Annotated in this window: 23 protein-coding genes and 2 tRNA genes; 2 read left to right on the plus strand and 23 right to left on the minus strand. The window is 62.2% G+C overall.

Annotated elements, in window-relative coordinates; all coding sequences use genetic code 11:
* Positions 1-19: 19 nt before the first annotated feature.
* From VFW93_RS16850 to rnr, 17 genes are all read right to left on the minus strand, one after another.
* Positions 20-844 (minus strand): RNA methyltransferase, encoded by an 825-nt coding sequence (locus VFW93_RS16850; protein WP_329695111.1) that lies wholly within the window; start codon positions 842-844, stop codon positions 20-22.
* A 21-nt stretch (positions 845-865) separates the two neighbouring features.
* On the minus strand, positions 866-1,603 hold the full coding sequence (rnhB, locus tag VFW93_RS16855) for a ribonuclease HII (protein ID WP_329695112.1): 738 nt from the start codon (positions 1,601-1,603) through the stop codon (positions 866-868).
* A complete protein-coding gene (gene lpxB / locus VFW93_RS16860; RefSeq protein ID WP_329695113.1) occupies positions 1,572-2,726 on the minus strand; it encodes a lipid-A-disaccharide synthase in 1,155 nt (384 codons plus the stop codon). Before lpxB ends, rnhB begins: the two co-directional genes overlap by 32 nt.
* 5 nt (positions 2,727-2,731) lie before the next feature.
* Positions 2,732-3,520 carry an acyl-ACP--UDP-N-acetylglucosamine O-acyltransferase gene (lpxA, locus tag VFW93_RS16865; protein WP_329695114.1) on the minus strand — a complete coding sequence of 263 codons (789 nt, stop codon included), beginning with the start codon at positions 3,518-3,520 and terminating at the stop codon, positions 2,732-2,734.
* A 7-nt stretch (positions 3,521-3,527) separates the two neighbouring features.
* The gene (gene fabZ / locus VFW93_RS16870) at positions 3,528-3,968 is read right to left on the minus strand and encodes a 3-hydroxyacyl-ACP dehydratase FabZ (protein ID WP_329695115.1); all 441 of its coding nucleotides are present in this window, start codon (positions 3,966-3,968) and stop codon (positions 3,528-3,530) included.
* The gene (gene lpxD / locus VFW93_RS16875) at positions 3,965-5,038 is read right to left on the minus strand and encodes a UDP-3-O-(3-hydroxymyristoyl)glucosamine N-acyltransferase (protein WP_329695116.1); all 1,074 of its coding nucleotides are present in this window, start codon (positions 5,036-5,038) and stop codon (positions 3,965-3,967) included. Before lpxD ends, fabZ begins: the two co-directional genes overlap by 4 nt.
* Complete coding sequence (locus VFW93_RS16880; RefSeq protein WP_290675534.1) at positions 5,035-5,544, minus strand: OmpH family outer membrane protein; 510 nt, start codon at positions 5,542-5,544, stop codon at positions 5,035-5,037. The genes lpxD and VFW93_RS16880 overlap by 4 nt, the downstream gene beginning before the upstream one ends.
* A 2-nt stretch (positions 5,545-5,546) precedes the next feature.
* A complete protein-coding gene (gene bamA / locus VFW93_RS16885; protein ID WP_329695117.1) occupies positions 5,547-7,835 on the minus strand; it encodes an outer membrane protein assembly factor BamA in 2,289 nt (762 codons plus the stop codon).
* 26 nt (positions 7,836-7,861) lie between these two features.
* Positions 7,862-9,271 carry an RIP metalloprotease RseP gene (gene rseP / locus VFW93_RS16890; RefSeq protein ID WP_329695118.1) on the minus strand — a complete coding sequence of 470 codons (1,410 nt, stop codon included), beginning with the start codon at positions 9,269-9,271 and terminating at the stop codon, positions 7,862-7,864.
* Between the two features lie 57 nt (positions 9,272-9,328).
* Positions 9,329-10,534, minus strand: coding sequence for a 1-deoxy-D-xylulose-5-phosphate reductoisomerase (gene ispC / locus VFW93_RS16895; RefSeq protein ID WP_329695119.1), 1,206 nt, complete (start codon positions 10,532-10,534; stop codon positions 9,329-9,331).
* Positions 10,527-11,450 carry a phosphatidate cytidylyltransferase gene (locus tag VFW93_RS16900; RefSeq protein ID WP_329695120.1) on the minus strand — a complete coding sequence of 308 codons (924 nt, stop codon included), beginning with the start codon at positions 11,448-11,450 and terminating at the stop codon, positions 10,527-10,529. The genes ispC and VFW93_RS16900 overlap by 8 nt, the downstream gene beginning before the upstream one ends.
* 11 nt (positions 11,451-11,461) lie before the next feature.
* Positions 11,462-12,247, minus strand: coding sequence for a polyprenyl diphosphate synthase (gene uppS, locus VFW93_RS16905; RefSeq protein ID WP_329695121.1), 786 nt, complete (start codon positions 12,245-12,247; stop codon positions 11,462-11,464).
* Positions 12,248-12,366: 119 nt separating this feature from the next.
* The gene (frr, locus tag VFW93_RS16910; protein ID WP_329695122.1) at positions 12,367-12,927 is read right to left on the minus strand and encodes a ribosome recycling factor; all 561 of its coding nucleotides are present in this window, start codon (positions 12,925-12,927) and stop codon (positions 12,367-12,369) included.
* An 87-nt stretch (positions 12,928-13,014) separates the two neighbouring features.
* Positions 13,015-13,725 carry a UMP kinase gene (gene pyrH / locus VFW93_RS16915; protein ID WP_290675548.1) on the minus strand — a complete coding sequence of 237 codons (711 nt, stop codon included), beginning with the start codon at positions 13,723-13,725 and terminating at the stop codon, positions 13,015-13,017.
* Positions 13,726-13,927: 202 nt separating this feature from the next.
* A complete protein-coding gene (gene tsf, locus VFW93_RS16920; protein WP_329695123.1) occupies positions 13,928-14,824 on the minus strand; it encodes a translation elongation factor Ts in 897 nt (298 codons plus the stop codon).
* Between the two features lie 107 nt (positions 14,825-14,931).
* Positions 14,932-15,675 carry a 30S ribosomal protein S2 gene (gene rpsB / locus VFW93_RS16925; RefSeq protein ID WP_329695124.1) on the minus strand — a complete coding sequence of 248 codons (744 nt, stop codon included), beginning with the start codon at positions 15,673-15,675 and terminating at the stop codon, positions 14,932-14,934.
* 170 nt (positions 15,676-15,845) lie between these two features.
* Positions 15,846-18,206 (minus strand): ribonuclease R, encoded by a 2,361-nt coding sequence (gene rnr, locus VFW93_RS16930; protein WP_414639713.1) that lies wholly within the window; start codon positions 18,204-18,206, stop codon positions 15,846-15,848.
* 147 nt (positions 18,207-18,353) lie between these two features.
* On the opposite strand from rnr, the gene VFW93_RS16935 reads away from it, so the two are divergent.
* A tRNA-Leu gene (locus tag VFW93_RS16935) sits at positions 18,354-18,438 on the plus strand.
* A gap of 477 nt (positions 18,439-18,915) precedes the next feature.
* Positions 18,916-19,000 (plus strand) — tRNA-Leu (locus VFW93_RS16940).
* Positions 19,001-19,164: 164 nt separating this feature from the next.
* Here VFW93_RS16940 and VFW93_RS16945 read toward each other — a convergent pair.
* The 6 genes from VFW93_RS16945 to hflK all read right to left on the minus strand — a co-directional run bounded on the left by VFW93_RS16945 (position 19,165) and on the right by hflK (position 24,797).
* On the minus strand, positions 19,165-19,686 hold the full coding sequence (locus VFW93_RS16945) for a phosphoribosyltransferase (RefSeq protein WP_329695126.1): 522 nt from the start codon (positions 19,684-19,686) through the stop codon (positions 19,165-19,167).
* 64 nt (positions 19,687-19,750) lie between these two features.
* Complete coding sequence (locus VFW93_RS16950; protein WP_329695127.1) at positions 19,751-21,106, minus strand: adenylosuccinate synthase; 1,356 nt, start codon at positions 21,104-21,106, stop codon at positions 19,751-19,753.
* 36 nt (positions 21,107-21,142) lie between these two features.
* Positions 21,143-22,336 carry an ATP phosphoribosyltransferase regulatory subunit gene (locus VFW93_RS16955; RefSeq protein ID WP_329695128.1) on the minus strand — a complete coding sequence of 398 codons (1,194 nt, stop codon included), beginning with the start codon at positions 22,334-22,336 and terminating at the stop codon, positions 21,143-21,145.
* 110 nt (positions 22,337-22,446) lie between these two features.
* Positions 22,447-22,632, minus strand: a complete 186-nt coding sequence (locus tag VFW93_RS16960) for a DUF2065 domain-containing protein (RefSeq protein WP_329695129.1) — start codon at positions 22,630-22,632, stop codon at positions 22,447-22,449.
* A 29-nt stretch (positions 22,633-22,661) separates the two neighbouring features.
* Positions 22,662-23,552 carry a protease modulator HflC gene (gene hflC / locus VFW93_RS16965; protein WP_329695130.1) on the minus strand — a complete coding sequence of 297 codons (891 nt, stop codon included), beginning with the start codon at positions 23,550-23,552 and terminating at the stop codon, positions 22,662-22,664.
* A 33-nt stretch (positions 23,553-23,585) separates the two neighbouring features.
* A complete protein-coding gene (gene hflK / locus VFW93_RS16970) occupies positions 23,586-24,797 on the minus strand; it encodes an FtsH protease activity modulator HflK (protein ID WP_329695154.1) in 1,212 nt (403 codons plus the stop codon).
* Positions 24,798-24,817 lie beyond the last annotated feature (20 nt).

Consider the following 24,817-nt stretch of genomic DNA (forward strand, 5'->3'; position numbering starts at 1 on the left):
GCCTTTTCGGCCCGCGATATCAGTGAGGATGGCGCCGCCTCAGTGACTCGTATAGACAAACCGCCGCCGCGGCCGCCACGTTGAGTGATTCTTCGCCGCCCGGCTGAGGGATGCACACCCTCAACTGGCACTTCGCCATGACAGCCTCGGCCACGCCCTGTCCTTCATGCCCCATCACCCAGGCACAGGGATCAGGCAAGGGGGCCGATGGCAGCATCTGATCCGTGTGCGAGCTGGTGGCCACCATGGGCACGCCCAGGCCGTCCAGATCATCTGCGCTGGCCTGTTCGACCAGATGCAAGGCGAAGTGCGCCCCCATGCCGGCCCTCAGCACCTTGCCTGACCACAGCGCTGCCGTCCCTTTGAGGGCCACGAGTTGCTCGAAACCCATGGCCGAGGCACTGCGCAGGATGCTGCCGACGTTGCCCGCGTCCTGAACGCGATCCAGCACCACCGTGCGCACGCCACGCCGGATGCCAGCGCCCTGCCCGTCCAGCCCTGGGCGATTCAGCAGGAATCCAAGTCTGGCGGGCGACTCCAGGCTCGTGAATGCTTTCCACAAGGCCTCGGGTACCACCACCACCTTGCTCGCCTGCCTGGCCAACTCGCTGAGCCTGCGTGCCTGCTCGTCGAAGGCCGGCGCCACGCCATGCTCACCCTGCCACGCGGTATCGGCGATCACCGCCAAGGCGACGGGAACCCCGCGGGCCAGACAGGCCGAGCACAGGTGATCGCCTTCCAGCCAGACCTCGCCCAGCTTGCGGTAGGCGGATGGATCCTGCACGTGCTTGCGCAAGCGCTGAACCAGCGGGTTGTCGCGGGAGGTGATCAGTTGTGTGGTCATGTGGGAGTCAGGGCCTGGGGGTCAACGTCGACCCGAACGCGGCTGCACCAGGGAGGGATCAGGCGCCAGGCCAAGTACCACCTTCACGGGGCCGAAACTGCGACGATGCGCGGGTGTCGCGCCGTGCAACTTCAAGGCGGCGACATGGTCGGCAGTCGGGTAGCCCTTGTGGCCGTCAAAGCCGTACTGAGGATAAGCCTCGTGCAACTGCTCGCAAAGGCGATCACGGTGCACCTTGGCCAGAATGGACGCGGCCGAAATCGCCTGCACCTTGGCGTCGCCCTTGACGATGGCCTGCGCCGGCACGCTGAGCGGGGGCACGCGGTTGCCGTCCACCTGCACCATCGCCGGCTTCAAGCGCAGCCCCTCTACCGCACGACGCATGGCCAGCATGGTCGCGTGCAGGATGTTGAGCTCGTCGATCTCTTCGACACTGGCTTCTGCAATGCAGCAGCACAGCGCCTTGGCCCGGATCTCGTCGTACAAGCGCTCGCGTGCGCGGGCCGTCAGTTTCTTGGAATCCGCCAGGCCTGAAATCGGCTGCTGGTCATCCAGGATCACCGCCGCAGCCACCACGGGGCCAGCCAAAGGCCCTCGACCGGCCTCATCCACACCAGCCAGCAAGCCCGCAGAGGCAGTCGGCCACAACAGATCCAGCTGTTGCGGCACCACAAGCTCGACAGCGGCCTTGCTGGCCCGGCTGCCCTTGGTGGCCACGTTGGGCGCTTTAGTGGCTTTCGAGGACTTGGGCGATGGCATCGCTGGCGGCCTGGGCGGTGTTGCGCCGCAGGGTATGGTGTAGTTCAAGGAAACGCTGCTGGACCGACTGCGCCCGCGCCGGCTGATCCAGCCAGGCCAGCACGTCGGTAGCCAGTTGCTCGGGGTTGGCATCATGCTGCAGGCGCTCGGGCACCACAAAATCGCGCAGCAGGATGTTGGGCAGGCCTACCCATGGCAGATAAGCCATGCGCTTCATGATGGGCCAGCTCAAGGCGCTGATCTTGTAGGCGATCACCATGGGGCGCTTGAACAGAGCCGCCTCCAGCGTGGCCGTGCCACTGGCGATCAGCGTGACGTCGCAGGCAGCCAGCGCGTCATGCGACTGGCCATCCAGCACCATCAACCGGGCCTTGTCTGGCACATGCTCGGCCACCATCGGGTCGATCAACCCGCGCATGCCCGGCACCACCGGCAGCACAAAACGCAGATCCGGACGCATCTGGCTCAGGCGTGCGATGGTTTGCAGAAAGGTGGGCGCGATGTGCCGTATCTCGCCCCCGCGACTGCCTGGCAACACGGCCACCACGGGCGCATCGACTGGCAGACCCAACCTGGCGCGCGCGGCTTCACGCGGCACTTCCAGCGGAAAGGTGTCAGCCAGGGGATGCCCCACGAAGGTGGCCGCGATACCCTTGTCATGATAGAGCTGAGGCTCGAACGGAAACAGGCACAACATGTGGTCCACCGATTGATGGATCTTGTTGATGCGCCCTCCCCGCCAGGCCCATATGGAGGGGCTGACAAAGTGCACAGTCTTGATGCCGGCAGTCTTCAGGCGCGCTTCCAGGCCCAGGTTGAAGTCAGGCGCATCCACCCCGATGAACACATCGGGCCGCTCCTTGCGCAGGCGTTCTGCCAGTTGCTCACGGATGCCCCAGATCTCGCGAAATCGCCGCAGCACTTCCAGGTTGAAGCCATGCACGGCCAGCTTCTCGTAGGGCCAGTGGGCCTGAAAGCCGAGCGCTGCCATGCGTGGCCCACCTATGCCGGATGCAGTGAGCTCAGGCCAACGGGCTTTCATGCCACCCAGCAGCAAGCCGGCCAGCAGATCCCCGGAGGTCTCGCCGGCCACCATGGCCACCCGAGGTGCGGCTGTCCCCATGGGTATCAACGCACGATACCGCGCGTGGCGTCAGCCAGGAAGGCCAGCATCATGTCGATGTCGGCATCCGCGTCGGCGTGCTGCCCGCGCAAGGTGGCGATCTCGGCCTTGGCGGCCTCCAGCGTCAGGCCCTTGCGGTACAGCGTGCGGTACATCTGCTTGAGGATGCTCAGGCGTTCAGGGGCATAGCCGCGGCGGCGTGGGCCCTCCTGGTGAACGTTCTGAGCTTCGGCCGGGTTGCCCGCGGCCTGGATGAATGGTGGCAAGTCTTGCGACAAGCGGGTCTGGAAGCCCACCATGGCGAAATCGCCAATGCGCACGAACTGGTGCACACCGCTGATGCCACCGATCAAGGTGTAATTGCCCACGGTCACATGCCCGGCGAACTGCACCGAGTTGGCAATGACATTGTGGTTGCCGATGACGCAGTCATGCGCCACGTGCACATAGGCCATGATCCAGTTGTCATCGCCAATCTGCGTGATGCCCTTGTCCTGCACGGTGCCCGTGTTGAACGTGGTGAACTCGCGGATGGTGTTGCGGTCGCCGATCACAAGCCTGGTCGGCTCGCCTGCGTACTTCTTGTCCTGAGGATCGCCCCCCAGCGAAGCGAACTGGTAGATGCGGTTGTCGCGCCCGATCGTGGTATGGCCCTCGATCACGCAATGCGCGCCAACGCTCGAGCCTTCGCCGATGACCACATGGGGACCGATGATCGAATAGGGGCCAACCGATACGGACTCGGCCAGTTGCGCCTTTGGATCGACGATCGCGGTGGGATGGATGTTCGCCATGACGAGATCAGGCCACCTTGCGCACGGTGCACATGATCTGCGCGGACACAGCCAGTTCCTCACCCACAAACGCCTGCGCGTTGAACTTGTAGATGCCGGCCTTGTTGCGGTCCATCGCCACGTCCAGGATGAGCTGATCGCCAGGCTCCACAGGGCGCTTGAAACGCGCACCATCGATGCCGACGAAGTAGTACACGGAGTCTTCGTCCGCACCTTCGCCACGGGCATCAAAGGCCAGCAGGGCGGCCGCCTGGGCCAGCGCTTCGAGCATCAGCACGCCAGGCATCACGGGGCGCGTGGGGAAGTGCCCCTGAAAGAACGGCTCGTTGATGGTCACGTTCTTCAAGGCGCGGATCCGCACGTTCTTTTCGATCTCCAGCACGCGGTCCACCATCAGGAAGGGGTAGCGATGCGGGAGCTTGTCGAGGATCTTGTGGATGTCCATCACGATTTGATCTGTTTCTCTAGGGTTCGGATGCGATCACGCAAGGCATGGAGTTGCCGCAGCGTGGCTGCGTTCTTCTCCCAGGATGCGTTGTCGTCGAAGGGGAACACCCCGGTATACATGCCGGGCTGTGGAATGGAGCGGGAAATCAGCGTGCCGGAAGACACGTGCACATTGTCAGCCAGCGTGAGGTGGCCCAGGATCATCCCGGCGCCCCCGACCGTGCAATGCTTGCCAATGCGCGCGCTGCCCGCCACACCGACGCAGCCAGCCATGGCCGAGTGCTCACCGATGTGCACGTTGTGCGCGATCTGGACCAGGTTGTCGAGCTTGACACCATTGTCGATCACGGTGTCTTCGATGGCACCGCGGTCCACACAGGTGTTGGCGCCGAGCTCCACATCATCACCGATGCGCACGGCCCCGAGTTGCTCGATCTTTTCCCAGCGGCCCTGGTTGGGCGCGAAACCAAAGCCATCCGCACCGATCACCACCCCGCTGTGCAGGATGCAGCGCTCACCGACCACACAATCGAAGCCCAGCGTGACGTGAGGCGCCAGCTTGCTGCCAGCGCCGATGCGCGCACGCGCGCCTACGGCACAGTGAGACCCGACGATCACGTTGTCGCCAATGACCGCACCCGCCTCGATCACTGCCAGCGGACCGATGGTCACGCCCTGCCCGATCACCGCCGTCGCATCAACCACGGCAGACGGGTGAACGCCTGCGGCAGGACGAGGCCGCACACGGGCCGCCCACCATTGGGTCAGGCGCGCAAAATAAAGATAAGGGTCGTCGCAGACGATGGCGGCACCACGCGCAGCCGCCTCATCCTTCACGGCCGGGCTGACGATCACGCACACGGCCTGTGTCGAGGCCAGCTGACCGCGGTATTTCGGGTTGGACAGGAACGAGATGGCATCAGGGCGAACTGTGTCCAGCGCCCCAATGTGGCGAATCACGGTGTCACGTTGGCCCAGCAGTTCACCACCCAGCGCATCCACCAGCCCACCGAGCGTGGTGGCGGGGTTGAGCGCGGCACGGTCGTCTTGCGCGATATGCGGGGCGCTCACTTGGCAGATCCGGTATCCAGTGCCTTGATGACCTTGCCAGTGATGTCCACACGGTTGCTGGCGAACACGGCTTCCTGCAGGATCAGGTCGAACTTTTCCTGTTCGAAGATCTGTTTGACCACCCGATTGGCACGGTCGAGGATGCTGGTGAGCTCCTCATTTTTCCGCTGATTGAAATCTTCCTGGAATTCGCGACGCTTGCGCTGCAACTCGCGATCCTGATCCAGCAGATCGCGTTGACGGCGAATGCGCTCACTTTCGCCCAGCGTCGGCGCGTCTTTCTCGAACCGTTCGGAGGCCGACTTGATGACGCCCTCGATCTTGTTGAGCTCTTTCTCGCGAGGCTTGAACTCGGCCTCCAGCTTGGTCTGCGCCGCCTTCGCCGCTGTGGTGTCACGCAGCACACGGTCCAGATTGACCACGCCGATCTTGAGCTCCTGACCATGAGCGGCCAAGGAGACCAACACCGTGATGCTGGCAAGCAGAATCTTGCGAATCGATTTCATGATCAGAATGCCGTGCCGATCTGGAACTGGAGTTTCTGGATTTTATCTTGATCGAAGTAGCGGAACGGTTTGCCGTAGCTCAGTTTCAGAGGACCGACCGGTGAAACCCAGCTCACACCCACCCCCACCGAGGCGCGGAAGTCCTTGAACTTGATTGGTTCGTTCTCGCCCCAGACGTTACCGGCATCCACATAGCCGAACAGACGCAAGGTCCGATCATTGCCTGCGCCGGGGAACGGCACATAGAACTCGTTGTTCAGGTTGATGCGCTTGTTACCGCCAATCGAGGAACCCAGGGCGTCGATCGGACCAAGTGTCCCTTGCTCGAAACCCCGAACGCTGCCCAGACCACCACCCGACCAGTTCTTGAACACCGGATAAGGCTTGCCCTGCAACCCGATACCGTAGGCTATTTCGCCATTGAAGCTGAAGGTATAGCGGTTGGTCAGCGCAAAATGCTGCTGGAACTGGTAGTCGGAACGCAGGTAACGCGTATCGCCCAGAGCACCCCATTCCAGGTTGATGCGCTGGTAGCGGCCAGAAGACGGCGCGATCACGCTGTCTCGCGAGTCACGCTGCCAGGCCGTGGTCAAGGGGATGGAAAGGCTTCGTTCGCCAAAGGTCTCGCGGTGAATCTGGTAGCTCAGAGGCAAACCTGTCGTCCCGTGAATGGCCGTCTGCTCTGCACCAATACCAAAGAACACGGTATCGAATTCGGTATAGGGCACGCCGAAATTGACCTTGGCACCTGGCGTCACGATTTCGTAATCACCACCCTGCGTGCTCAAGGGGCGCGAGGTACGGTAATACACGTCATAGGAGCGCGAAATGCCGTTGTCAGTGAAATACGGATCCACCGTGCTGACCACGATCGTGCGGTTGTACTTGCTGGTGTTGAGCTCAACCCCCAGATAGTTCCCCGTACCGAACACGTTGTCCTGCTTGACCGATGCGGTCAGGGTGAACTTCTCGGCGCTGGAGAAACCCGCCCCCAGCATCAGGTTGCCGGTCGGCTTTTCTTCGACCGAGATGGTCAGATCGACCTGATCGGCCGTGCCGGGCACTTCCGTGGTTTCGATGTTGACCTGCTTGAAATAACCCAGACGGTCGACGCGGTCGCGCGACAGCTTGATCTTCTGCCCGTCATACCAGGCTGCCTCGAACTGGCGGAACTCACGGCGAATCACCTCATCTCGCGTGCGGGAGTTACCGGCCACGTTCACGCGGCGCACATAGACGCGACGCTGCGGCTGGGCCACCAGCACGGCCACAGCCTGGCCCTTGTCACGGTTCAGTTCGGGACGGAACTCAACGCGCGCGAAGGCATAGCCAAACGCAGCGAAGCGATCGGTGAAGGCCTTGATGGTCGAAGCCACATCCTCCGCGCGATAGCCCTCACCCGGCTTGATGGTCACCAGTTTGCGGAAGGTGTCTTCCTTGCCCAGGTAATCGCCATCGAGCTTGACGCCCGTGATCACGTAGCGGGGGCCTTCGGTCACGTTGATCGCGATCGAGATGTCCTGCTTGTCAGGAGAGATGGCCACCTGCGTGGAGTCGATGCGGAACTCCAGGTAACCTCGGTTGAGGTAGTAGGCCTTGATCGACTCCAGGTCGGCATTGAGCTTGGAGCGGGCGTATTGGTCAGACTTGGTGTACCAGGTCAGCCAGCCGCCCACGGTCAGGTCCATCTGCGACAGCAGCGTGCTCTCGGAAAAGGCCTGGTTGCCCGTGATGCGGATGCTCTTGATCTTGGTGACTTCGCCTTCCGTCACAGTGAAGGTCACGTTCACTCGGTTGCGCTCGGCTGGCGTGATGGTGGTGACGACTTCCACACCGTACAGGCTGCGGGTGAGGTACTGGCGCTTGAGTTCCTGCTCGGCGCGATCGGCCAGGGCACGGTCAAACGGCTGCCCTTCACCAATGCCGACGTCCTTGAGTGCCTTGATCAGGTTGTCCTTGTCGAACTCCTTGGTACCCACGAATTCGACGCGCGAGATCACCGGACGCTCTTCCACCACGATGACCACGACCTTGCCATCGATCTGGATGCGCACGTCCTTGAACAAGCCTGTGGCAAACAAGGAGCGCAAGCCAGCGGCCCCCTTGTCGTCGGTGTAGGTGTCGCCCACGCGGAATGGCAGAGACGCAAACACGGTACCGGCATCCGCGCGCTGCAGACCTTCAACACGAATGTCCTTGAGCACAAAAGGCTCGACGGCCCAGGCCGCCTGGAACAAGGAAGATGCCAGCAAGGCAGCGAGCAGGGACGGCTTGAACCGGACAGCAGTCATGGAGGAGATTTGCATGCGGAAGTAACTCAGTGCGCGCCGACGAAACGCGCCAGGTCGTTATAAAGGGCCAGTGACATCATCACCAGCATGATGGCGACGCCACCACGTTGTAGGCGCTCCAGCCAACGTTCGGAAACGGGCCGGCCCGTGACACCTTCGAAAAGATAATACATGAGGTGTCCACCATCGAGGACCGGCAGGGGCAGCAAATTGAGCACCCCCAGGCTGACACTGACCAGCGCCAGCGCACCGATGTAGTAAACCCACCCCAGGCGAGCAGACTGCCCGGCCAGATCGGCGATGGCCAGCGGGCCACTCAGGTTCTTGACCGACACCTGCCCGACCACCATCTTGCCCAGCATTTCCAGACTCAGCCGGGCCATGCCCCAGGTCTTGTCCAAGGCCAGCTTCAAGCCTTCCGTGAAGCCATAGCGCACATCCACCACGGCAGGTGGCCCGCCCAGACCCGCCTCGATGCGCGGCACGGATTGCCCCTGGATCTCTTTCATCACCGGCGTCACGTTGACGCCAAAGGTGTCCTGACCACGCTGGATCTGCAAGCTCAAAGGCAAGGGCTGGCCATTGCGCTGGCTGTTGCGGATGACCTGTCGCAAATGCGTGGCGTCCGTCGGGGCGACGCCGTTGATCAGCAAGACCTTGTCCCCATCGCGCAAACCAGCCTTGTGTGCGGGGCCACCCTCCATCACCCGCGACACGACAGGATCGGCATAGGGGCCCGTCAAACCAATGCGGGTCATGAGGTCGCCGTCCACCTCGGATGCCTTGATCTGGCCCAGGCTCACGTGCAGCTCGCGCTCACCGCGAGCGGCTTGATCGGGTGCGCTTCTGGACTGCACGCGCAGAACGATGTCGTGGCCGCTCAAGGCAGAACTGGTGAGCCACCACTGCAGGTCGTTCATGGAGCGAATGGCGTGCCACTCGGCATCGTCGTCGGACTGTGCTTCTGCGGCGCGACCATCTCGCTTGAGCGCGACAATTTCATCCTGCACGCGCATGCCGGCCTGAGCCACCAGGCTGCCTGCAGAGGGCTGCGCGAACCAGGGCCTCATCTCCGACACACCCACCCAGTTCACGCTGGCATACAGCAGTACGGCCAGCACCAGATTGGCCAGCGGCCCCGCGACCACCACCATCGCGCGCTGAAGAACGGGCTTGCGATTGAAGGCACGATGCAGCTCGGAAGGGTCGACCGGCCCTTCGCGCTCATCGAGCATCTTGACGTAGCCACCCAGCGGCAACGCGGAGATCACGAATTCGGTCTCGCCACGCATGCGCGACCACAACACCCGACCGAAGCCAACGGAAAAGCGCAGAACCTTGACATCGCAGGCCACCGCCACGCGGTAGTGTCCGTACTCGTGGATGACCACCAGCACGCCGATCATCACGATAAACGCCAGCGCATTCAACAGCATCGACACACTCCTGGGAAGACTGCCCCGAGGGCAACCAATAGGCCGGCCATCACGCGATCAACGCGCCAGCCCCGCCACCACGGACTCTGCCACACGCCGTGACTGCTGATCCAGTGACAACAACCCTTCCACGGACGACGCCGCATCGGCCGTAACAGGGCAATCGGCCAGGGTCTGCACGTTCACGCGGTGAATCTGATCAAACCGGATCCGGTGCTTGAGAAACGCGTCAACCGCCACTTCGTTGGCTGCATTGAGCACGCAGGTGCTGCCCGGTGCCGCTCGCAGGGTCTCCCATGCGAGCTGCAACCCAGGATAGCGGGCTGCGTCGGGCTCACGGAAGGTCAAGGCGTTAAGTTTCGTGAAATCCAGCAGTTCTGCGCCAGACTCGATGCGCTCGGGCCAGGACAGGCCGTAGGCGATGGGCACGCGCATGTCCGGCGTCCCGAGTTGCGCCAGCACGGACCGATCCCGACACACCACCATCGAGTGGATGATGCTTTGCGGATGCAGCACCACGCGGATCTGCTCCGGCGAGAGACCGAACAGCCAGCGCGCCTCGATGATCTCCAGCGCCTTGTTCATCATCGTGGCCGAATCCACGGAAATCTTGCGCCCCATCACCCAGTTGGGATGCGCGCAGGCCTGGTCAGGCGTGATGTCTGCAAACGTGGCCGGATCGCGATCGCGGAAAGGGCCACCCGATGCCGTCAGCACGATGTGGTCGATGCGCGCCGACCAGGTGGCGGGGTCTTCGGGCAGGCACTGGAAGATGGCCGAGTGCTCGCTGTCAATGGGCAACAAGGTGGCGCCGCCTTGCTTCACGGCGTCCATGAACAAGGCGCCCCCCACGACCAGGGCTTCCTTGTTGGCCAGCAGCAGTCGCTTGCCCGCCCTGGCCGCAGCCAGACAGGGCGCCAGCCCGGCGGCACCCACGATCGCGCCCATGACGACGTCGACATCGGCATGGGAGGCCACCTCACTCAGTGCCTGCTCGCCGCTGAGCACCTCGGTGGGCAAACCTGCGGCACGCACTTTGTCACGCAACTGCGCCGCCAGCGACTCGGCCGGCATCACGGCATACGTGGGGCGATGTGCCACGCACTGCGCAAACAGCTCGTCCACACGGGAGGCCCCGCTCAGGGCCCAGATCTCGAAACGATCGGGGTGGCGCGCGGCCACGTCCAGCGTGTTGGTGCCAATGGAGCCCGTGGCACCCAGGATGCACAGGCGAAGGCGGCGATGATGTGTGTGATCAACCATGGCACAGGGTCATCAAGGCCAGCGACAAGGGCAACACCGGCAGCAAGGCATCAATACGGTCGAGCACACCACCATGCCCAGGCAGCAACTGGCTGCTGTCCTTGGCGCCAGCCTGACGCTTGATCAAGGATTCGAACAGATCCCCCACCACGCTCATGCCAGTCAGAAAGGCCAGTGCGACCAGCATGCCGACAGGCCCCAGGCCCATGAGCAAACGACTGTACAGGCTGGGTGAGTCCACGCCGATGTTACGGTCAATCCAGATCCAGCCCGCGGCGAGCAGCCCCACGGCCAGCATCCCTGTCCACACGCCCTCCCAGCTCTTGCCGGGGCTGATGGACGGTGCCAGCTTGCGCTTGCCGAAGGTCCGGCCACCAAAATAGGCGCCGATGTCAGCGGCCCATACCAGGCAAAAAACCGACAGCAGGTAGTTCAGGCCCTGCATCTTGCTTTCGACCAGCGCCAGCCAGGCCAGCACCAGCAGTGCCAGGCCCAGCAAGCGACGCAGGTCCTGCGGCACCTGCTTCCAGTAAAGCGTGCCATAGCGCAGCACGGCCACCCCACCGATCACCCAGATGAGCACGGCAGCCAGCCAGATGAAGGCGGGCGTTCCGAAGCCCACCAGCGGGTGCCCCCAGCCATGTACATGCCCCTGGGCATCGGACACCACCGCCTGCGCCGCCCCCCAGACCGGCAGTCCCAGATACTGGGCAGCAGTGGCACAGGCGCCCGCAACGGCCGCGCCCATGATGATGGCGCGCACGCCAGGCGCGTCATTCAGACGCGACCACTCCCACCCTGCGGCAGAGATGAAAACCAGCGTCAGGATGGCAAAGGGCCAGGCGGCCTGTGCGGCCAGTGTGGGCAGCAGAATGGCCACCAGAATCAGGGCCGTGATGACACGTTGCTTGAGCATCTGTGGATCCTTCAGACGGAAGCCCTTGGGGCACCCTTGTCACAACTGTCGTCGCCACTGCCTATGGCCCCATCACCCTCACCCGACGAGCCCACATCCCCGAATCGCCGCTCTCGCCGGGCGTAACTCGCAATCGCCTTGTCGAGCTCCCGGTGATCAAAGTCGGGCCAGAGGCAATCCGTGAAATACAACTCTGCATAGGCGCTCTGCCAGAGAAGAAAGTTCGACAGCCGCACCTCCCCCCCCGTGCGGACAAACAAGTCCGGATCTGGCGCATAGCTCATGGCCATGTAACGCGACAAGGTCGCCTCATCCAGTTGCTCCGGTCGCACGCCGGCGGCCATGGCCTGGCGGGCAGCCTGAACAATGTCCCAGCGCCCGCCGTAGTTGAAGGCAACCGTCAATATCAATTTGTCGTTGTGTGCCGTGGTTGCCTGAGCATCCAGCAAAGCGTTGCGAACCTTCTCCGATACGTTCTCCAGATCGCCCGCAATCCGAATGCTCACGCCGTCTGCGTTCATCTTGGCCAGATACTTGGACAGCGCCACCAGCAACAGGCTCATCAGACCTGACACTTCTTCCTCGGGGCGCTTCCAGTTCTCTGACGAAAAAGCAAACACGGTCAGAAACCCGATCCCGCGATCCACTGTAGCCTGCACCACCTTGAGCAAGGCATCCACGCCAGCCTTGTGCCCGACACCTCGCGGCATGAAGCGTTTGCGCGCCCAACGCCCGTTCCCATCCATCACGATGGCCACATGGCGAGGGACAAGGTCGGCAACTGGTGTCTTGGACATCGGTTCAGCAAGAAAGGAATCGGCCGGGCTGACTCGCACGTGAAGCAGGCCAGCCAGAAATACATCGAGGCGGCCATGCCGCCTCGGACTACGTCAAGATTATGACAAAGCGCGGCTGATCAAACCGCCAGCACTTCGGCTTCTTTGGAAGCGACCAGCTTGTCGATCTCGGCGATCGTCTTGTCGGTCAGCTTCTGAACGTCATCCTGCGAACGGCGATCCTCGTCTTCGGTGATTTCCTTGTCCTTGAGCAGGCGCTTGGCGTGCTCGTTGGCATCGCGGCGCAGGTTGCGCACGGCGATCTTGGCATCTTCACCAGCGTTCTTGACCACCTTGGTCAGCTCCTTGCGGCGCTCTTCGGTCAGCGGAGGCATCGGCACGCGAATCAGGTCGCCTTGGGTCGAGGGGTTCAGACCCAGGTCGGATTCGCGGATCGCCTTTTCGATCTTGGCGGCCATGCCCTTTTCCCAAGGCTGCACGCTGATGTTGCGGGCATCGATCAGGGAGACATTGGCCACCTGGCTGATGGGCACCAGCGAACCGTAGTAATCCACCTGAACCTGATCCAGGATGCCAGGGTGCGCGCGACCGGTGCGGATCTTGGCCAGCTCGTTCTTGAATGCCTCAATGGACTTGAGCATTTTCTGCTCGGCGTTTTTCTTGATTTCAGCGATGCTCATGGAGAACTCCGTGCGAATGTTTGACTACCTGACTGACAAACGCGTGAGAGGGAAAACCGGAAGACGAAATTGTGCCCGAACCTGCGCTCAGACGTGAACCAGAGTGCCTTCGTCTTCGCCCTGCACCACGCGCTTGAGCGCGCCGGGCTTGAAGATGGAGAACACCTTCAAAGGCAGATTCTGATCGCGGCACAAGGCGAAAGCCGTCGCGTCCAGCACCTGCAGGTTCTTGATCAGGGCCTCGTCGAAAGTGATGCTGGTGTAGCGCGTGGCAGACGGATCCTTCTTGGGATCAGCCGTGTACACACCATCCACCTTGGTGGCCTTGAGCATGATCTCTGCACCGATTTCGGCACCACGCAGTGCTGCGGCCGTGTCGGTCGTGAAGAAGGGATTGCCGGTACCGGCAGCGAACACCACCACCTTGCCCTCTTCGAGGTATTGCAAGGCCTTGGGGCGCACGTAGGGCTCGACCACCTGGTCGATGCTGATGGCCGACATGACGCGGGCGGTCATGCCTTCCTGGCGCATGGTGTCAGCCAGGGCCAGCGAGTTCATCACCGTGGCCAGCATGCCCATGTAGTCAGCCGTGGCGCGGTCCATACCGACCGAGCCACCCGCCACGCCGCGGAAAATATTGCCACCGCCGATCACCACAGCAACCTGGGTGCCCATGGCGGTGACCTCTTGGATTTCCTTGACCATGCGAACGATGGTCGCGCGGTTGATGCCGTACGCATCGTCGCCCATCAGGGCCTCACCAGAAAGTTTCAAGAGGATGCGCTTATAGGCGGGCATGCAGACGTCCTTGTTTGATGACTTGTGGCGACTTCAAAGGTTATCGCAACTTTGAAGCCACCCAGACCTTTGGTCTTTGAAATACTGATCGCGCGATGGTTCCATGAATCGGCGACCTTTGTTCTGTAAAGCTTGAAGCCCCTTGAGGCAAAGCAAGCCGCATAGCACAAGGGGGCTGAAAGCCCCCTTGTCTTGCGTCGGGTTACTGACCCTTGGCAGCGGCCACCGTGGCGGCCACTTCAGCAGCGAAGTCGTCCTGCTTCTTCTCGATGCCCTCACCCACGACGAACATCGTGAAGCTCTTGACCGAGGTGTTGGTCGACTTCAGGTACTGCTCGACGGTCTGCTTGCCATCGGCGGCCTTCACGAAGACCTGGTTCAGCAAGGACACTTCCTTGAGGTACTTCTGAACAGCGCCTTCGATCATCTTGGCAGCGATGTCGGCAGGCTTGCCGGACTCGGCGGCCTTGGCCGTGGCCACACTGCGTTCAGTCTCGATCAGTGCAGCAGGCACGTCGGCCGACGACAGCGACACGGGCTTCATGGCAGCGATGTGCATGGCCACGTCCTTGGCGGCGACGTCGTCACCGTCGAACTCCACGACCACGCCGATGCGGGCGCCGTGCAGGTAGGCGGCCAGCTTGCCACCGTCAGCATAGCGCTTGAAGCGGCGGATGGACATGTTCTCGCCGATCTTGCCGATCAGACCCTTGCGGACTTCTTCCACGGTAGGACCGAAACCGTCTTGCGACAGAGGCAGGTCGCCGATGGCAGCCACGTCAGCGGGGTTGTTCTGAGCGATCAGCTCGGCCACCGACTTGGCGAAAGCCAGGAAGGATTCGTTCTTGGAAACGAAGTCGGTTTCGCAGTTGATTTCAACCAGGGCGCCGGTTGCACCGGACACAGCGGCCGACACCACACCTTCAGCGGTCACGCGGGCAGCGGCCTTGGAAGCCTTGCTGCCCAGCTTGACGCGCAGGATCTCTTCAGCCTTGGCGAAGTCGCCATCAGCTTCGGTCAGAGCCTTCTTGCACTCCATCATGGGAGCGTCGGTCTTGGCGCGCAGTTCGGCGACCATGCTGGCGGTAATAGCAGCCATTTGCTTTCTCCGTTTGATTCAGGGGCGGTGTCATCACCGCCACACAGGAAATTCTGTTGAAAAAAAGGGGCTGATTGGTCAGCCCCTTCTTGCTAGGTCAAGGAGCCTCAGGCAGCTTCGTTGACTTCCACGAACTCGTCGTCGCCAGCAGCAGCGGCCACCACTTCGTTCACGGCATTGGCCTTGCCTTCCAGCACGGCATCAGCCACGGCCTTGGCGTACAGCGCCACAGCCTTGGAGGAGTCGTCGTTGCCGGGGATGACGTAGTCGATGCCTTCGGGCGAGTGGTTGGTGTCAACCACGCCGATCACAGGGATGCCCAGCTTCTTGGCTTCGGCGATGGCGATCTTGTGGTAGCCGACGTCGATCACGAACAGGGCGTCAGGCAGTGCGTTCATGTCCTGAATGCCGCCGATGTCCTTTTCCAGCTTGGCCAGTTCACGTTGGAACAGCAGGCCTTCCTTCTTCTTCAGGTTGTCCAGGCCGGTTTCGACCTGAGCCTGCATGTCCTTCAGCTTCTTCAGCGAGCCCTTGACCGTCTTGAAGTTGGTCAGCATGCCGCCCAACCAGCGCTGGTTCACGAAAGGCACGCCAGCGCGTTCGGCTTCCAGAGCGATGGTGTCACGAGCTTGACGCTTCGTGCCGATCATCATCACGGTACCGCGGCGAGCCGACAGTTGCTTGATGAACTTCAGAGCCTCTTCGAACGCAGGCTGCGTCTTCTCGAGGTTGATGATGTGGATCTTGTTGCGATGGCCGAAGATATACGGGGCCATCTTGGGGTTCCAGAAGCGGGTTTGGTGACCGAAGTGGACACCGGCTTCCAGCATTTCGCGCATGGATACGGACATGGAATGCTCCAGAGGTTGTTTCTAGAAGCCGACAGCGATCTCAGTGAACTGCACAGCCAACCCCGAATGGAGAAGGACTGGAACGCACTGCGACACCTTGGGAATTGCCGGCTTCGCGATTAATTTGCCCAAACCCATTTCGGGCAAACTCTGGCATTCTAGCATGAAACTCAGCGTTTGCCCTTGCCTCCCTTGCGCGCAACCGCTTTCTTGCCGGCAGCCTTGGTCGCCCCGCGCCCGCCAGAGGCCGCGCGCACGGGCGCCACTTCGGCGACGACACTGCGATCGCGCCCCTTGCCGCCGGACTTCCCGCCCCTGCTGGCAGCCTTGCCGCCTCGCTTGGCTTCGCGGTCCGCCTCCTGGATGTCGGCCAACTCCTCCTGAGCCGACACATCACCGGGCCAGTTTGCGTCTGCGCCCCGCCCCTTGCGACGCGCACCGCCAGGCGCCGCACCAGGACGCGGCTCCACGCCTTCGCGCACCATGCGGAAGTCGATCTTGCGGGTATCCAGATCCACGCGACTGACCTGAATCCGCACACGTGAACCGATGCTGTAGCGCACACCGGTACGCTCGCCACGCAACTCCTGGCGCGCTTCGTCAAACCGGTAATACTCACCACCAAGCTCGGTGATGTGGATCAAGCCCTCCACATACAAACCGTCGAGCTGAACAAACAAGCCGAAGCTCGTGGCAGCCGTCACGGTACCGCCATACTCCTCGCCCAGGCGCTCACGCATGAACATGCACTTGAGCCAGGCCTCCACATCGCGCGAAGCCTCGTCGGCGCGGCGTTCGTTCGCGCTGCAATGGATGCCGACGGTTTCCCAGGCAGCCAGCTCCTGAGGCGGCAACTTGATCCGCGCCGCAGCCTTGGTGGGCGCAGCCGGCAGCCCCTTCGCAGGCGCACCTGGCTTGCCACCAGGCTTGCGCTTGAATGTGGACACCGAAGAGATCACACCCTCGGGCACCTTCAGGCCATATCGCGCACTGCCCAGCAAGGCCTTGATCACGCGGTGCACCAGCAAATCCGGATAACGTCGGATCGGGCTGGTGAAGTGGGTGTACGCCTCATAGGCCAGGCCGAAGTGCCCGCTGTTGATTGGCGTGTACATGGCTTGCTGCATGGAGCGCAGCAGCATGGTGTGGATCTGCGTCGCGTCCGGACGATCCTTGGTGGCTTGTGCGATCGCCTGGAATTCACCCGGCGTTGGCTCCTCACCCAGGCTCAAACCCAGGCCCAGCGCCTTCAGGTAATTCTTGAGCAAGGCGCGCTTTTCAGGCGTCGGCCCTTCGTGCACGCGGTACAGCGAGGGGTGCTTGGCGCGCGAGATGAAGTCTGCCGAACAGACATTGGCCGCCAGCATGGCCTCCTCGATCAAGCGGTGCGCCTCAGTGCGCACACGCGGCACGATCTTGGCGATCTTGCCGTTGTCATCGCACACGATCTGGGTCTCGGTGGTGTCGAAGTCCACCGCACCACGCCCGGAACGAGACTTCAGCAGCGCCCTGTACACCTCATGCAGATGCAGCAGGTGCGTCACCAGCTCACCGCGTTTCTGCGCCTCCGGGCCACGCGTGTTGCCCAGGATCGTGGCCACCTCGGTATAGGTGAAGCGCGCATGCGAATTGATCACCGCGGGATAGAACTGGTAGGCGTGAACCTCCCCCTCCTGCGTGACCAGCATGTCGCACACCATGGACAGGCGCTCGACCTCGGGATTGAGCGAGCACAGGCCGTTGGACAGCTTCTCAGGCAGCATGGGAATCACACGCCGCGGAAAGTACACCGATGTCGCGCGCTCGTAGGCATCGCGATCCAGCGGGTCGCCTGGCTTGACGTAGTGACTGACGTCCGCAATCGCCACCAGCAAGCGCCAGGCATTGGGCGCCTTGGAGCGACCGATGCTGGCGGGCTGGCAATACACCGCATCATCGAAGTCACGCGCATCTTCACCATCAATGGTGACCAGCGGCACGTCCGTCAGGTCGATGCGGCCCTTCTTGTCTGCCGCACGCAGCTTCTCGGGCAATTTGGCGGCCTGGGCCAGCGTGTCCTCGCTGAACTTGTGCGGCACTTCGTACTTGCGCACCGCAATCTCGATTTCCATGCCAGGGTCATCAATGCCACCCAGCACCTCGGTCACGCGCCCCACGGGCTGCGCGCTCAGCGAAGGCGCCTCCGTCAGCTCGACCGCCACCACTTGCCCCGGCTCGGCGTTCGCCGTGGCCTTGGCGGGGATCAGGATGTCGCGACCGAAGCGGCGATCTTCCGGCGCCACCACCCAGGCCCCGCCTTCATGCAACAGGCGCCCGATGATGGGCGTCTTCTTGCGCTCGACGATCTCGAGCACCAGGCCCTCCGGGCGCCCCCGTCGATCGAAGCGCACCACGCGAACCTTGACCCGATCACGGTGCATGACCGAGCGCATCTCCTGGGGAGACAGGTAGATGCTCACGTCGCCTTCATCAGGCTGAACGAAGCCGTGTCCATCACGGTGGCCCTGTACGGTGCCCACGACTTCGCTCATGAGATTCACAAAATTTTGAGAGGGTGTTGTCATAGTCATCATTTTGATGCTAGAATTGAATTCTTCGCTGATGACTGAGGCAGAAATTTCAAGCATCGAAAGATGCCAAGAAGTTCAAGCCAGAAGTCAGAAGCTAAAAAAGTACCTGCCCAGGTGGCGGAATTGGTAGACGCACTAGTTTCAGGTACTAGCGGGTAACTCCGTGGAGGTTCGAGTCCTCTCCTGGGCACCAAATGAAAAGCCGCTTGATCCAGCATCAAGCGGCTTTTTTCTTGCCTGATGCTGATGTATTGACCAGCGTGTTGGCCGATGTCGTTGCGGGCATGCATGACATGACCCCAGCGGCAACAGACATCAAGAGCGCTCAGCCCCCCGGAAGACGCCTGAACAATGCCTGCTGCGTCCTGCGCAGGCAATGTCGTCCTGAAGGCCGAACGAATATCCGTGATCAAAGAAAAACTGGTCAACATCAAATAGGTCAGTGCCAGTCCAGCGTACACCTTTTCGCCGGAGCCAAGGCGCGATGTGGCACATGTCGGACATCCCCTTTGAAATCCCGCGTCGATCAGCCATCAAAAAAGCAACGCGCCCCGCCCAAATTCAACTTTTTTGATGCCCGACCGCCACACAACCTGAAAAGCATGAAAGTCATGCTATATTCATGGTCTCGATGACGCGCTGGCAACAACGCCGATTCAAAAAAGTACCTGCCCAGGTGGCGGAATTGGTAGACGCACTAGTTTCAGGTACTAGCGGGTAACTCCGTGGAGGTTCGAGTCCTCTCCTGGGCACCAATTGAAAAGCCGCTTGATCTTGCATCAAGCGGCTTTTTCTTTGCTTGCGCGTCCTGATGCACACGCCGCCACAACACCGTCGCCTTGATATGGCTCGGCCATGAAAAAACGGCCCGGAGACACACCCCGAGCCGTTTCAGATGAGACAGTTGACCAGCGCCCGCTCAGACCTTGTAGCGCTTGAGCAAGGCCTCGGGACGCAGCGTGTCGTACTCTTCGAACGGCTGGTGAATCCAGGGGCTCGTCGGCAAGGTGTCCACGTAGTAATCGGGCGTGTAGGTAGACACCCCCTTCACCCAGATCACGGCCGAGCGCAATTCGGTGATGGCCGGCATGCTGCGCAGACGATCCACCACGGCACGCAGGGTCACCCCCGAATCAGCCAGGTCATCGACCAGCAGCACGCGGCCAGCCAGCTCACCCTTGGGCATGGTGATGTACTTGGCCATGTCCAGGCGGCCCTGCAAGGTGCCGCCGTCATCGCGATAAGAACTCGTGGACATGATGCCCAGCGGACGATCGAAGATGCGCGACAGCACGTCGCCAGGGCGCATGCCACCACGAGCCAGGCACAGGATCTGATCAAACTCCCAGCCGGAGGCATGGACCTTCAGAGCCAGGCGCTCGGTGAGCTGGTGATACTCCTCCCAGGACACATACAGGTGCTTGCCGTCGTCAGTGAGCATGAGAACGTCTTTCTTGCTGAGTTGCGAAGGTATGGGCAAAACGTGATTGACCGCAGTGTGCCGATCAGCCTTTGTAAGGGTGACGCAACAGGATGGTGTGATCGCGGTCGGGGCCAGTGGACACCATGTCGATGGGCGCGCCAATCAGGCCTTGCACGCACTCGAGGTATGCACGCGCATTGGCGGGCAGCTTGTCCCACTCGGTGATACCGAAGGTGGTGCCTTCCCAGCCCGGGAAGGTTTCGTAGATGGGTTCGCAGGCGACGATCTCATCAGCGTCCAGCGGCAGGATGTCGATGCGCTGGCCGTTGAGCATGTAGCCTGTGCAGACCTTGATCTCCTTGAGACCATCCAGCACGTCCAGCTTGGTGATGCAGACGCCGGAGACGCCATTGATCAGCACCGAGCGCTTCAGCGCTGCGGCATCCAGCCAGCCACAACGACGTGCGCGGCCGGTCACGGTGCCACGCTCCTGGCCCACGGTGGACAGGTGGTAGCCGACGGTGTCAGGCACATCCCACTCGAGTTCGGTCGGGAACGGGCCACTGCCAACACGTGTGGTGTAAGCCTTTGTGATGCCGAGGATGTAGTGCAGCTTGTCCGGACCGACACCCGAACCCGCGGCGGCATTGCCGGCCACGCAGTTGCTGGAGGTCACGAAGGGATAGGTGCCGTGGTCGATGTCCAGCAGTGTGCCCTGCGCGCCTTCGAACAGCACACTGCCGCCGGCCACATTGTGACCATGGATCTTCACGCCGACGTCAGCCAGCATGGGCAGGATCTGCTCGGCGGCCTTCATGGCCTGGTCATAGATGGGCTGGAACTCAAGTGCCTCGGACTTCAGGTAGCCAGTGAGTGCAAAGTTATGCAGATCCAGCAGCTCCTTCAGCTTCGCAGCGAAGCGCTCGGGGTGCTTCAGATCCTGCACGCGCAGTGCACGGCGGGCCACCTTGTCTTCGTAGGCCGGGCCGATGCCCTTGCCGGTGGTGCCGATCTTGCCGCTGCCGCTGGTTTCACGCAGGGCTTCGCGAGCCTTGTCCACCTGAACGTGAAAAGGCAGGATCAGGGGGCAGGACTCGCTGATGAACAGGCGCGAGCGCACGTTCAGGCCAGCGGCTTCCAGGCGCTCGATCTCGGACAGCAGGTGGGTGGGATCCACCACCACGCCGTTGCCGATGTAGCAGGCCACGCCTTCGCGCATGATGCCCGAGGGAATCAGTTGCAGGGCCGTCTTCTTGCCGTTGATGACCAGCGTGTGGCCGGCGTTGTGACCGCCCTGAAATCGAACGACCGCTGCGGCATGGTCGGTCAACCAGTCGACCACCTTGCCCTTGCCTTCGTCACCCCATTGGGTGCCGACGACCACGACGTTGCGGGCGGATGCGGAGTCGGGACGTACCGACGCGGAAGTGCTTTGCATGGCGTATTCCTGTTTCGCTTGAAAGGATCGGGGCGCTTAGAGCGCGCGCACCGACCAGCGTCCATCGACCAGCGCGAGTTCGCGATCGCAGTCGAATTCCTGGACGTCGTGTTCATGTCCGGGCAGCACGCACACCACGGTGTGGCCCTGCCCTCTCAAAGCGCGCACGGCCTCGCGCAAGGCGGGGTCTTCACCCCAGGGTGCACGCACGGCCGAGCGCACAGCCAGCCCTTGAAGGCCAGCCAGCAGATCAGCCAGGATCTTCAGGTCGAGACTGAAGCCCACGGCGGGACGGCGACGGCCAAAAACCGCCCCCACCTCGTCGTAGCGGCCACCACGCACCAGGGCATCAGCGTGCCCCCGCGCGTAGATGGCAAATCGGGTACCGCTGTAGTAGGCATAGCCACTCAGATCGGAGAGATCGAAGCCCACGGAGACTTCAGGCTGGGCATGGCGCAATTGCGCAGCCAGCCAGGTCAGATCGTTCAGTGCAGCGTCCACCAGGGCATGCTGTGGCAGCACGGCGCGCGCCTGGGCCAGCACCTCTTCGCCGCCAAACAGGCTGGTCAGACGCACCAGCACATCAGCGGCAGCCGGCACGGTGGCCAGCGGGCCCTGTGCAGCCAGCTCTCGCAGCGTGCCGACATCCTTGGTGGTCAAGGCCAGCACCAACGCGTTGTGGGTAGCGGTGTCCAGGGTGGGCACGCCCAAGCCGGCGAGCACGCCATTGACCAGACGGACATCGGCCAGATCGATGACCAGGCCAGACAGACCGGTGGCACGCAAGCCTTCCAGCGCCAGCTCGGTGGACTCCAGATCCGCTTCCAGGCCGGCATGGCCATAGATCTCGGCGCCCAGTTGCAGGGGTTCACGGCTGGACTGGGGCGTGGCCGGGCGCGTGTGCAGCACGGGGCCGCAGTAGCACAGGCGGGTCACACCATCACGATTGAGCAGGTGAGCGTCGATGCGCGCCACCTGCGGGGTGGCGTCAGCGCGTACCCCCAGGGTGCGGCCGCTGAGCTGGTCGACCAGCTTGAAGGTTTTGAGATCCAGAGCGTGCCCCGTACCGGACAGCAGCGACTCGATGTGCTCGAGCAGCGGCGGCATGACCAGTTCGTAGCCGTAGCTGCGGGCCGCATCCAGCCAGACGCGGCGCAACTCTTCCACGCGACGCGCCTGCGCAGGCAAAACGTCAGCAATGTGCTCTGGCAACAGCCAAGCAGACGACATAGGAAAACGTGTGGGGGTTAAAAACGAGATTCTACAGGGGGATGACGTCGGTTTACCAATCCGACACACTCATACCCGTGAAACAGGGCCTCAAGGCGCGCGCTTTAGGGCTATTGCAGCACCCAGAGCATGACCAGACCCAGCACCATGCTCACCAGGCCGACGGTGCGGATCTGCTGGTCATTGAGCTGCATGATCTGCTCGAACATGCGACGCCAGCCACCAGGGTTGATGGCGGGCATCAGGCCTTCCAGCACCAGCAACAAAGCCAGTGCGATCCAGATCGCGTCAGACATGTGCGAACAAGCGTAGCGCCGTCAGACGGTCACTTCTTGCCTGCAGGTGCAGGCGCGCTGTTGCCGCGCATGGCCTTGAAAAACTCGCTGCTGGGGTCCAGCACCATGACGTCCGTCTTGTTGCGGAATGTGGAACGGTAGGCTTCCAGGCTGCGATAGAACTGCGCGAACTGCGGGTCCTTGCCGAAGGCATCAGCGTAGATGGCAGACGCCTTGGCATCGCCGTCACCCTTGATCTTTTGCGCATCACGGTAAGCCTCGGCCACGATGATTTCACGCTGACGATCGGCATCGGCGCGGATCTTTTCACCCTCGGCACCACCGGTTGAGCGCAGCTCGTTGGCCGCGCGCTTGCGCTCGGACTCCATGCGGCGATAAACCGACTCGGTGATGTTGACGGCGAAATCCACACGCTTGATGCGCACGTCCACGATCTCGATGCCGAAAGACTTGGCGTCGTCGGCCAGGCGCTTGATCACACCTTGCATCACCTTGTCACGCTCGGAAGACAGCATCGAGCCGACCGTGCGCTTGGTCACTTCCTCGTTGAGGGCAGCCTGCACGATGGGCGACAGGCGGTTCTCTGCATTGCGCAGGTCCACGCCGTTGTTGCGAATGAACTGCTTGGGTTCGACCACACGCCATTTCACCAGCCAGTCGATCACCAGGCTCTTCTTCTCGGCCGTGAAGATGGGGCGTGACTCGGGGCTGTCCAGCGTCTGCACGCGGCGATCCAGGCGCACGACGTTCTGCAACGGGGCGGGCAACTTGGCCTTGAGGCCGGGCTCGGTGATCACTTCCTTGATTTCACCCAGCGCGTAGACCACGGCGAATTCCCGCTGGTCCACGATGAACAAAGTCGATGCCGAGATGATGATGGCCAGCACTACGCCGCCAAGGATGATGCCTAATCGATTCATGTCAGATTCCTTGCTGTCCTTGCTGCGTGCCGCTTAGCGAGCGTCACGATCGCGGCTGCGCAGGCCGTCCCGCGAACGGGCATCCTGCGTACCCAGCGTAGGGCCTGAGGAAGCAGGCAGATCGGCTGTGCCACTGCCCGTCGTGCCGCTGCCCTGCGTTGCGGGCGGCACAGGCGTCACCGGTGCGGTACCGGCTGGCGAAGACAACTGCATCAGCTTGTCCAGCGGCAGGTACAGCAGGTTGCTGCCTTGACGCGAATCCACCATCACCTTGGTGACGTTGCTGTAGATCTGCTGCATGGTGTCGATGTAGAGGCGGTCACGGGTCACGCCCGGGGCCTTCTGGTACTCGGCCAGCACGGATTTGAAGCGTTGCGCATCACCTTCAGCCTGGGCCACCACGCGCGCGGCGTAACCAGCGGCTTCTTCACGCAGGCGGGCCGCCGTGCCCTGGGCCTTGGGGATCACGTCGTTGGCGTAGGCCTGGCCTTCGTTCTTCAGGCGCTCGCGGTCGGCGCCGGCCTTGAACGCGTCGTCAAACGCTGCCTGAACCTGCTCTGGCGCCTGGACGCTCTGGACGTTCACGTTGGCAATCGTCACGCCGGCCTTGAGCTTGTTGACCTGATGCTGAATCGACTTGACCAGTTCGGTGGCGATGGCATCACGTTGCTCGTACAACACCGAATCCATCGTGCTGTTGCCCACGATTTCACGCACGGCCGACTCTGCTGCCTGAAGCACGGCCTCGTCGGAGTTACGGTTCTCGAACAGGTACTCACGGGCATCGGACAGACGGTACTGGACCGTGAAGCGGATGTCGACGATGTTCTCGTCTCGTGTCAACATCGACGAATCGCGCAAGCCCGTGGCCTGCATGACCGAGTTGCTGCCCACATCAATGGAGCGCAACTGGGTCAGGTTGACCAGTTCGTGGCTCTGGAAGGGGAACGGCGCACGCCACTGGAAACCAGCGTCCACCTTGTGGCTGTAGCGCCCGAAGGTCATCACCACAGCCTGCTGGCCTTCCTGAACGATGAAAAAGCCGCTGCCCAGCCAGACCAGCGCAATCAGACCCAACACCAGCCCAATGCCGATACCTGCACCGGTCGGATCAGGCGTCATGTTGCCGCCAGGACCGCTGTCACCGCCACCAGGACGACCGGAGAAAATGCCGGACAGCTTGCGATTGAGATCGCGCCACAGCTCATCCAGGTCGGGCGGGCCGTCATTGCGCTCGCTGCGCATGCCCTGCGGACGAGCCAGAC

The organism is Aquabacterium sp., assembly GCF_036279675.1.
Taxonomy (GTDB): Bacteria; Pseudomonadota; Gammaproteobacteria; order Burkholderiales; family Burkholderiaceae_C; genus Aquabacterium.

Coding starts and splice junctions, on each gene's coding strand:
- VFW93_RS16960 (WP_329695129.1), bottom strand. CDS start 22,632: ATGTCTGACGCGATCTGGATCGCACTGGCTTTGTTGCTGGTGCTGGAA.
- VFW93_RS16945 (WP_329695126.1), bottom strand. CDS start 19,686: ATGCTCACTGACGACGGCAAGCACCTGTATGTGTCCTGGGAGGAGTAT.
- ispC (WP_329695119.1), bottom strand. CDS start 10,534: ATGGTTGATCACACACATCATCGCCGCCTTCGCCTGTGCATCCTGGGT.
- rnhB (WP_329695112.1), bottom strand. CDS start 1,603: ATGCCATCGCCCAAGTCCTCGAAAGCCACTAAAGCGCCCAACGTGGCC.
- rnr (WP_414639713.1), bottom strand. CDS start 18,206: ATGAGCGAAGTCGTGGGCACCGTACAGGGCCACCGTGATGGACACGGC.
- VFW93_RS16900 (WP_329695120.1), bottom strand. CDS start 11,450: ATGCTCAAGCAACGTGTCATCACGGCCCTGATTCTGGTGGCCATTCTG.
- tsf (WP_329695123.1), bottom strand. CDS start 14,824: ATGGCTGCTATTACCGCCAGCATGGTCGCCGAACTGCGCGCCAAGACC.
- VFW93_RS16955 (WP_329695128.1), bottom strand. CDS start 22,336: ATGTCGTCTGCTTGGCTGTTGCCAGAGCACATTGCTGACGTTTTGCCT.
- lpxB (WP_329695113.1), bottom strand. CDS start 2,726: ATGGGGACAGCCGCACCTCGGGTGGCCATGGTGGCCGGCGAGACCTCC.
- VFW93_RS16850 (WP_329695111.1), bottom strand. CDS start 844: ATGACCACACAACTGATCACCTCCCGCGACAACCCGCTGGTTCAGCGC.
- lpxA (WP_329695114.1), bottom strand. CDS start 3,520: ATGGCGAACATCCATCCCACCGCGATCGTCGATCCAAAGGCGCAACTG.
- frr (WP_329695122.1), bottom strand. CDS start 12,927: ATGAGCATCGCTGAAATCAAGAAAAACGCCGAGCAGAAAATGCTCAAG.
- uppS (WP_329695121.1), bottom strand. CDS start 12,247: ATGTCCAAGACACCAGTTGCCGACCTTGTCCCTCGCCATGTGGCCATC.
- pyrH (WP_290675548.1), bottom strand. CDS start 13,725: ATGCCCGCCTATAAGCGCATCCTCTTGAAACTTTCTGGTGAGGCCCTG.
- rseP (WP_329695118.1), bottom strand. CDS start 9,271: ATGCTGTTGAATGCGCTGGCGTTTATCGTGATGATCGGCGTGCTGGTG.
- hflK (WP_329695154.1), bottom strand. CDS start 24,797: ATGCGCAGCGAGCGCAATGACGGCCCGCCCGACCTGGATGAGCTGTGG.
- hflC (WP_329695130.1), bottom strand. CDS start 23,552: ATGAATCGATTAGGCATCATCCTTGGCGGCGTAGTGCTGGCCATCATC.
- VFW93_RS16880 (WP_290675534.1), bottom strand. CDS start 5,544: ATGAAATCGATTCGCAAGATTCTGCTTGCCAGCATCACGGTGTTGGTC.
- rpsB (WP_329695124.1), bottom strand. CDS start 15,675: ATGTCCGTATCCATGCGCGAAATGCTGGAAGCCGGTGTCCACTTCGGT.
- VFW93_RS16950 (WP_329695127.1), bottom strand. CDS start 21,106: ATGCAAAGCACTTCCGCGTCGGTACGTCCCGACTCCGCATCCGCCCGC.
- bamA (WP_329695117.1), bottom strand. CDS start 7,835: ATGACTGCTGTCCGGTTCAAGCCGTCCCTGCTCGCTGCCTTGCTGGCA.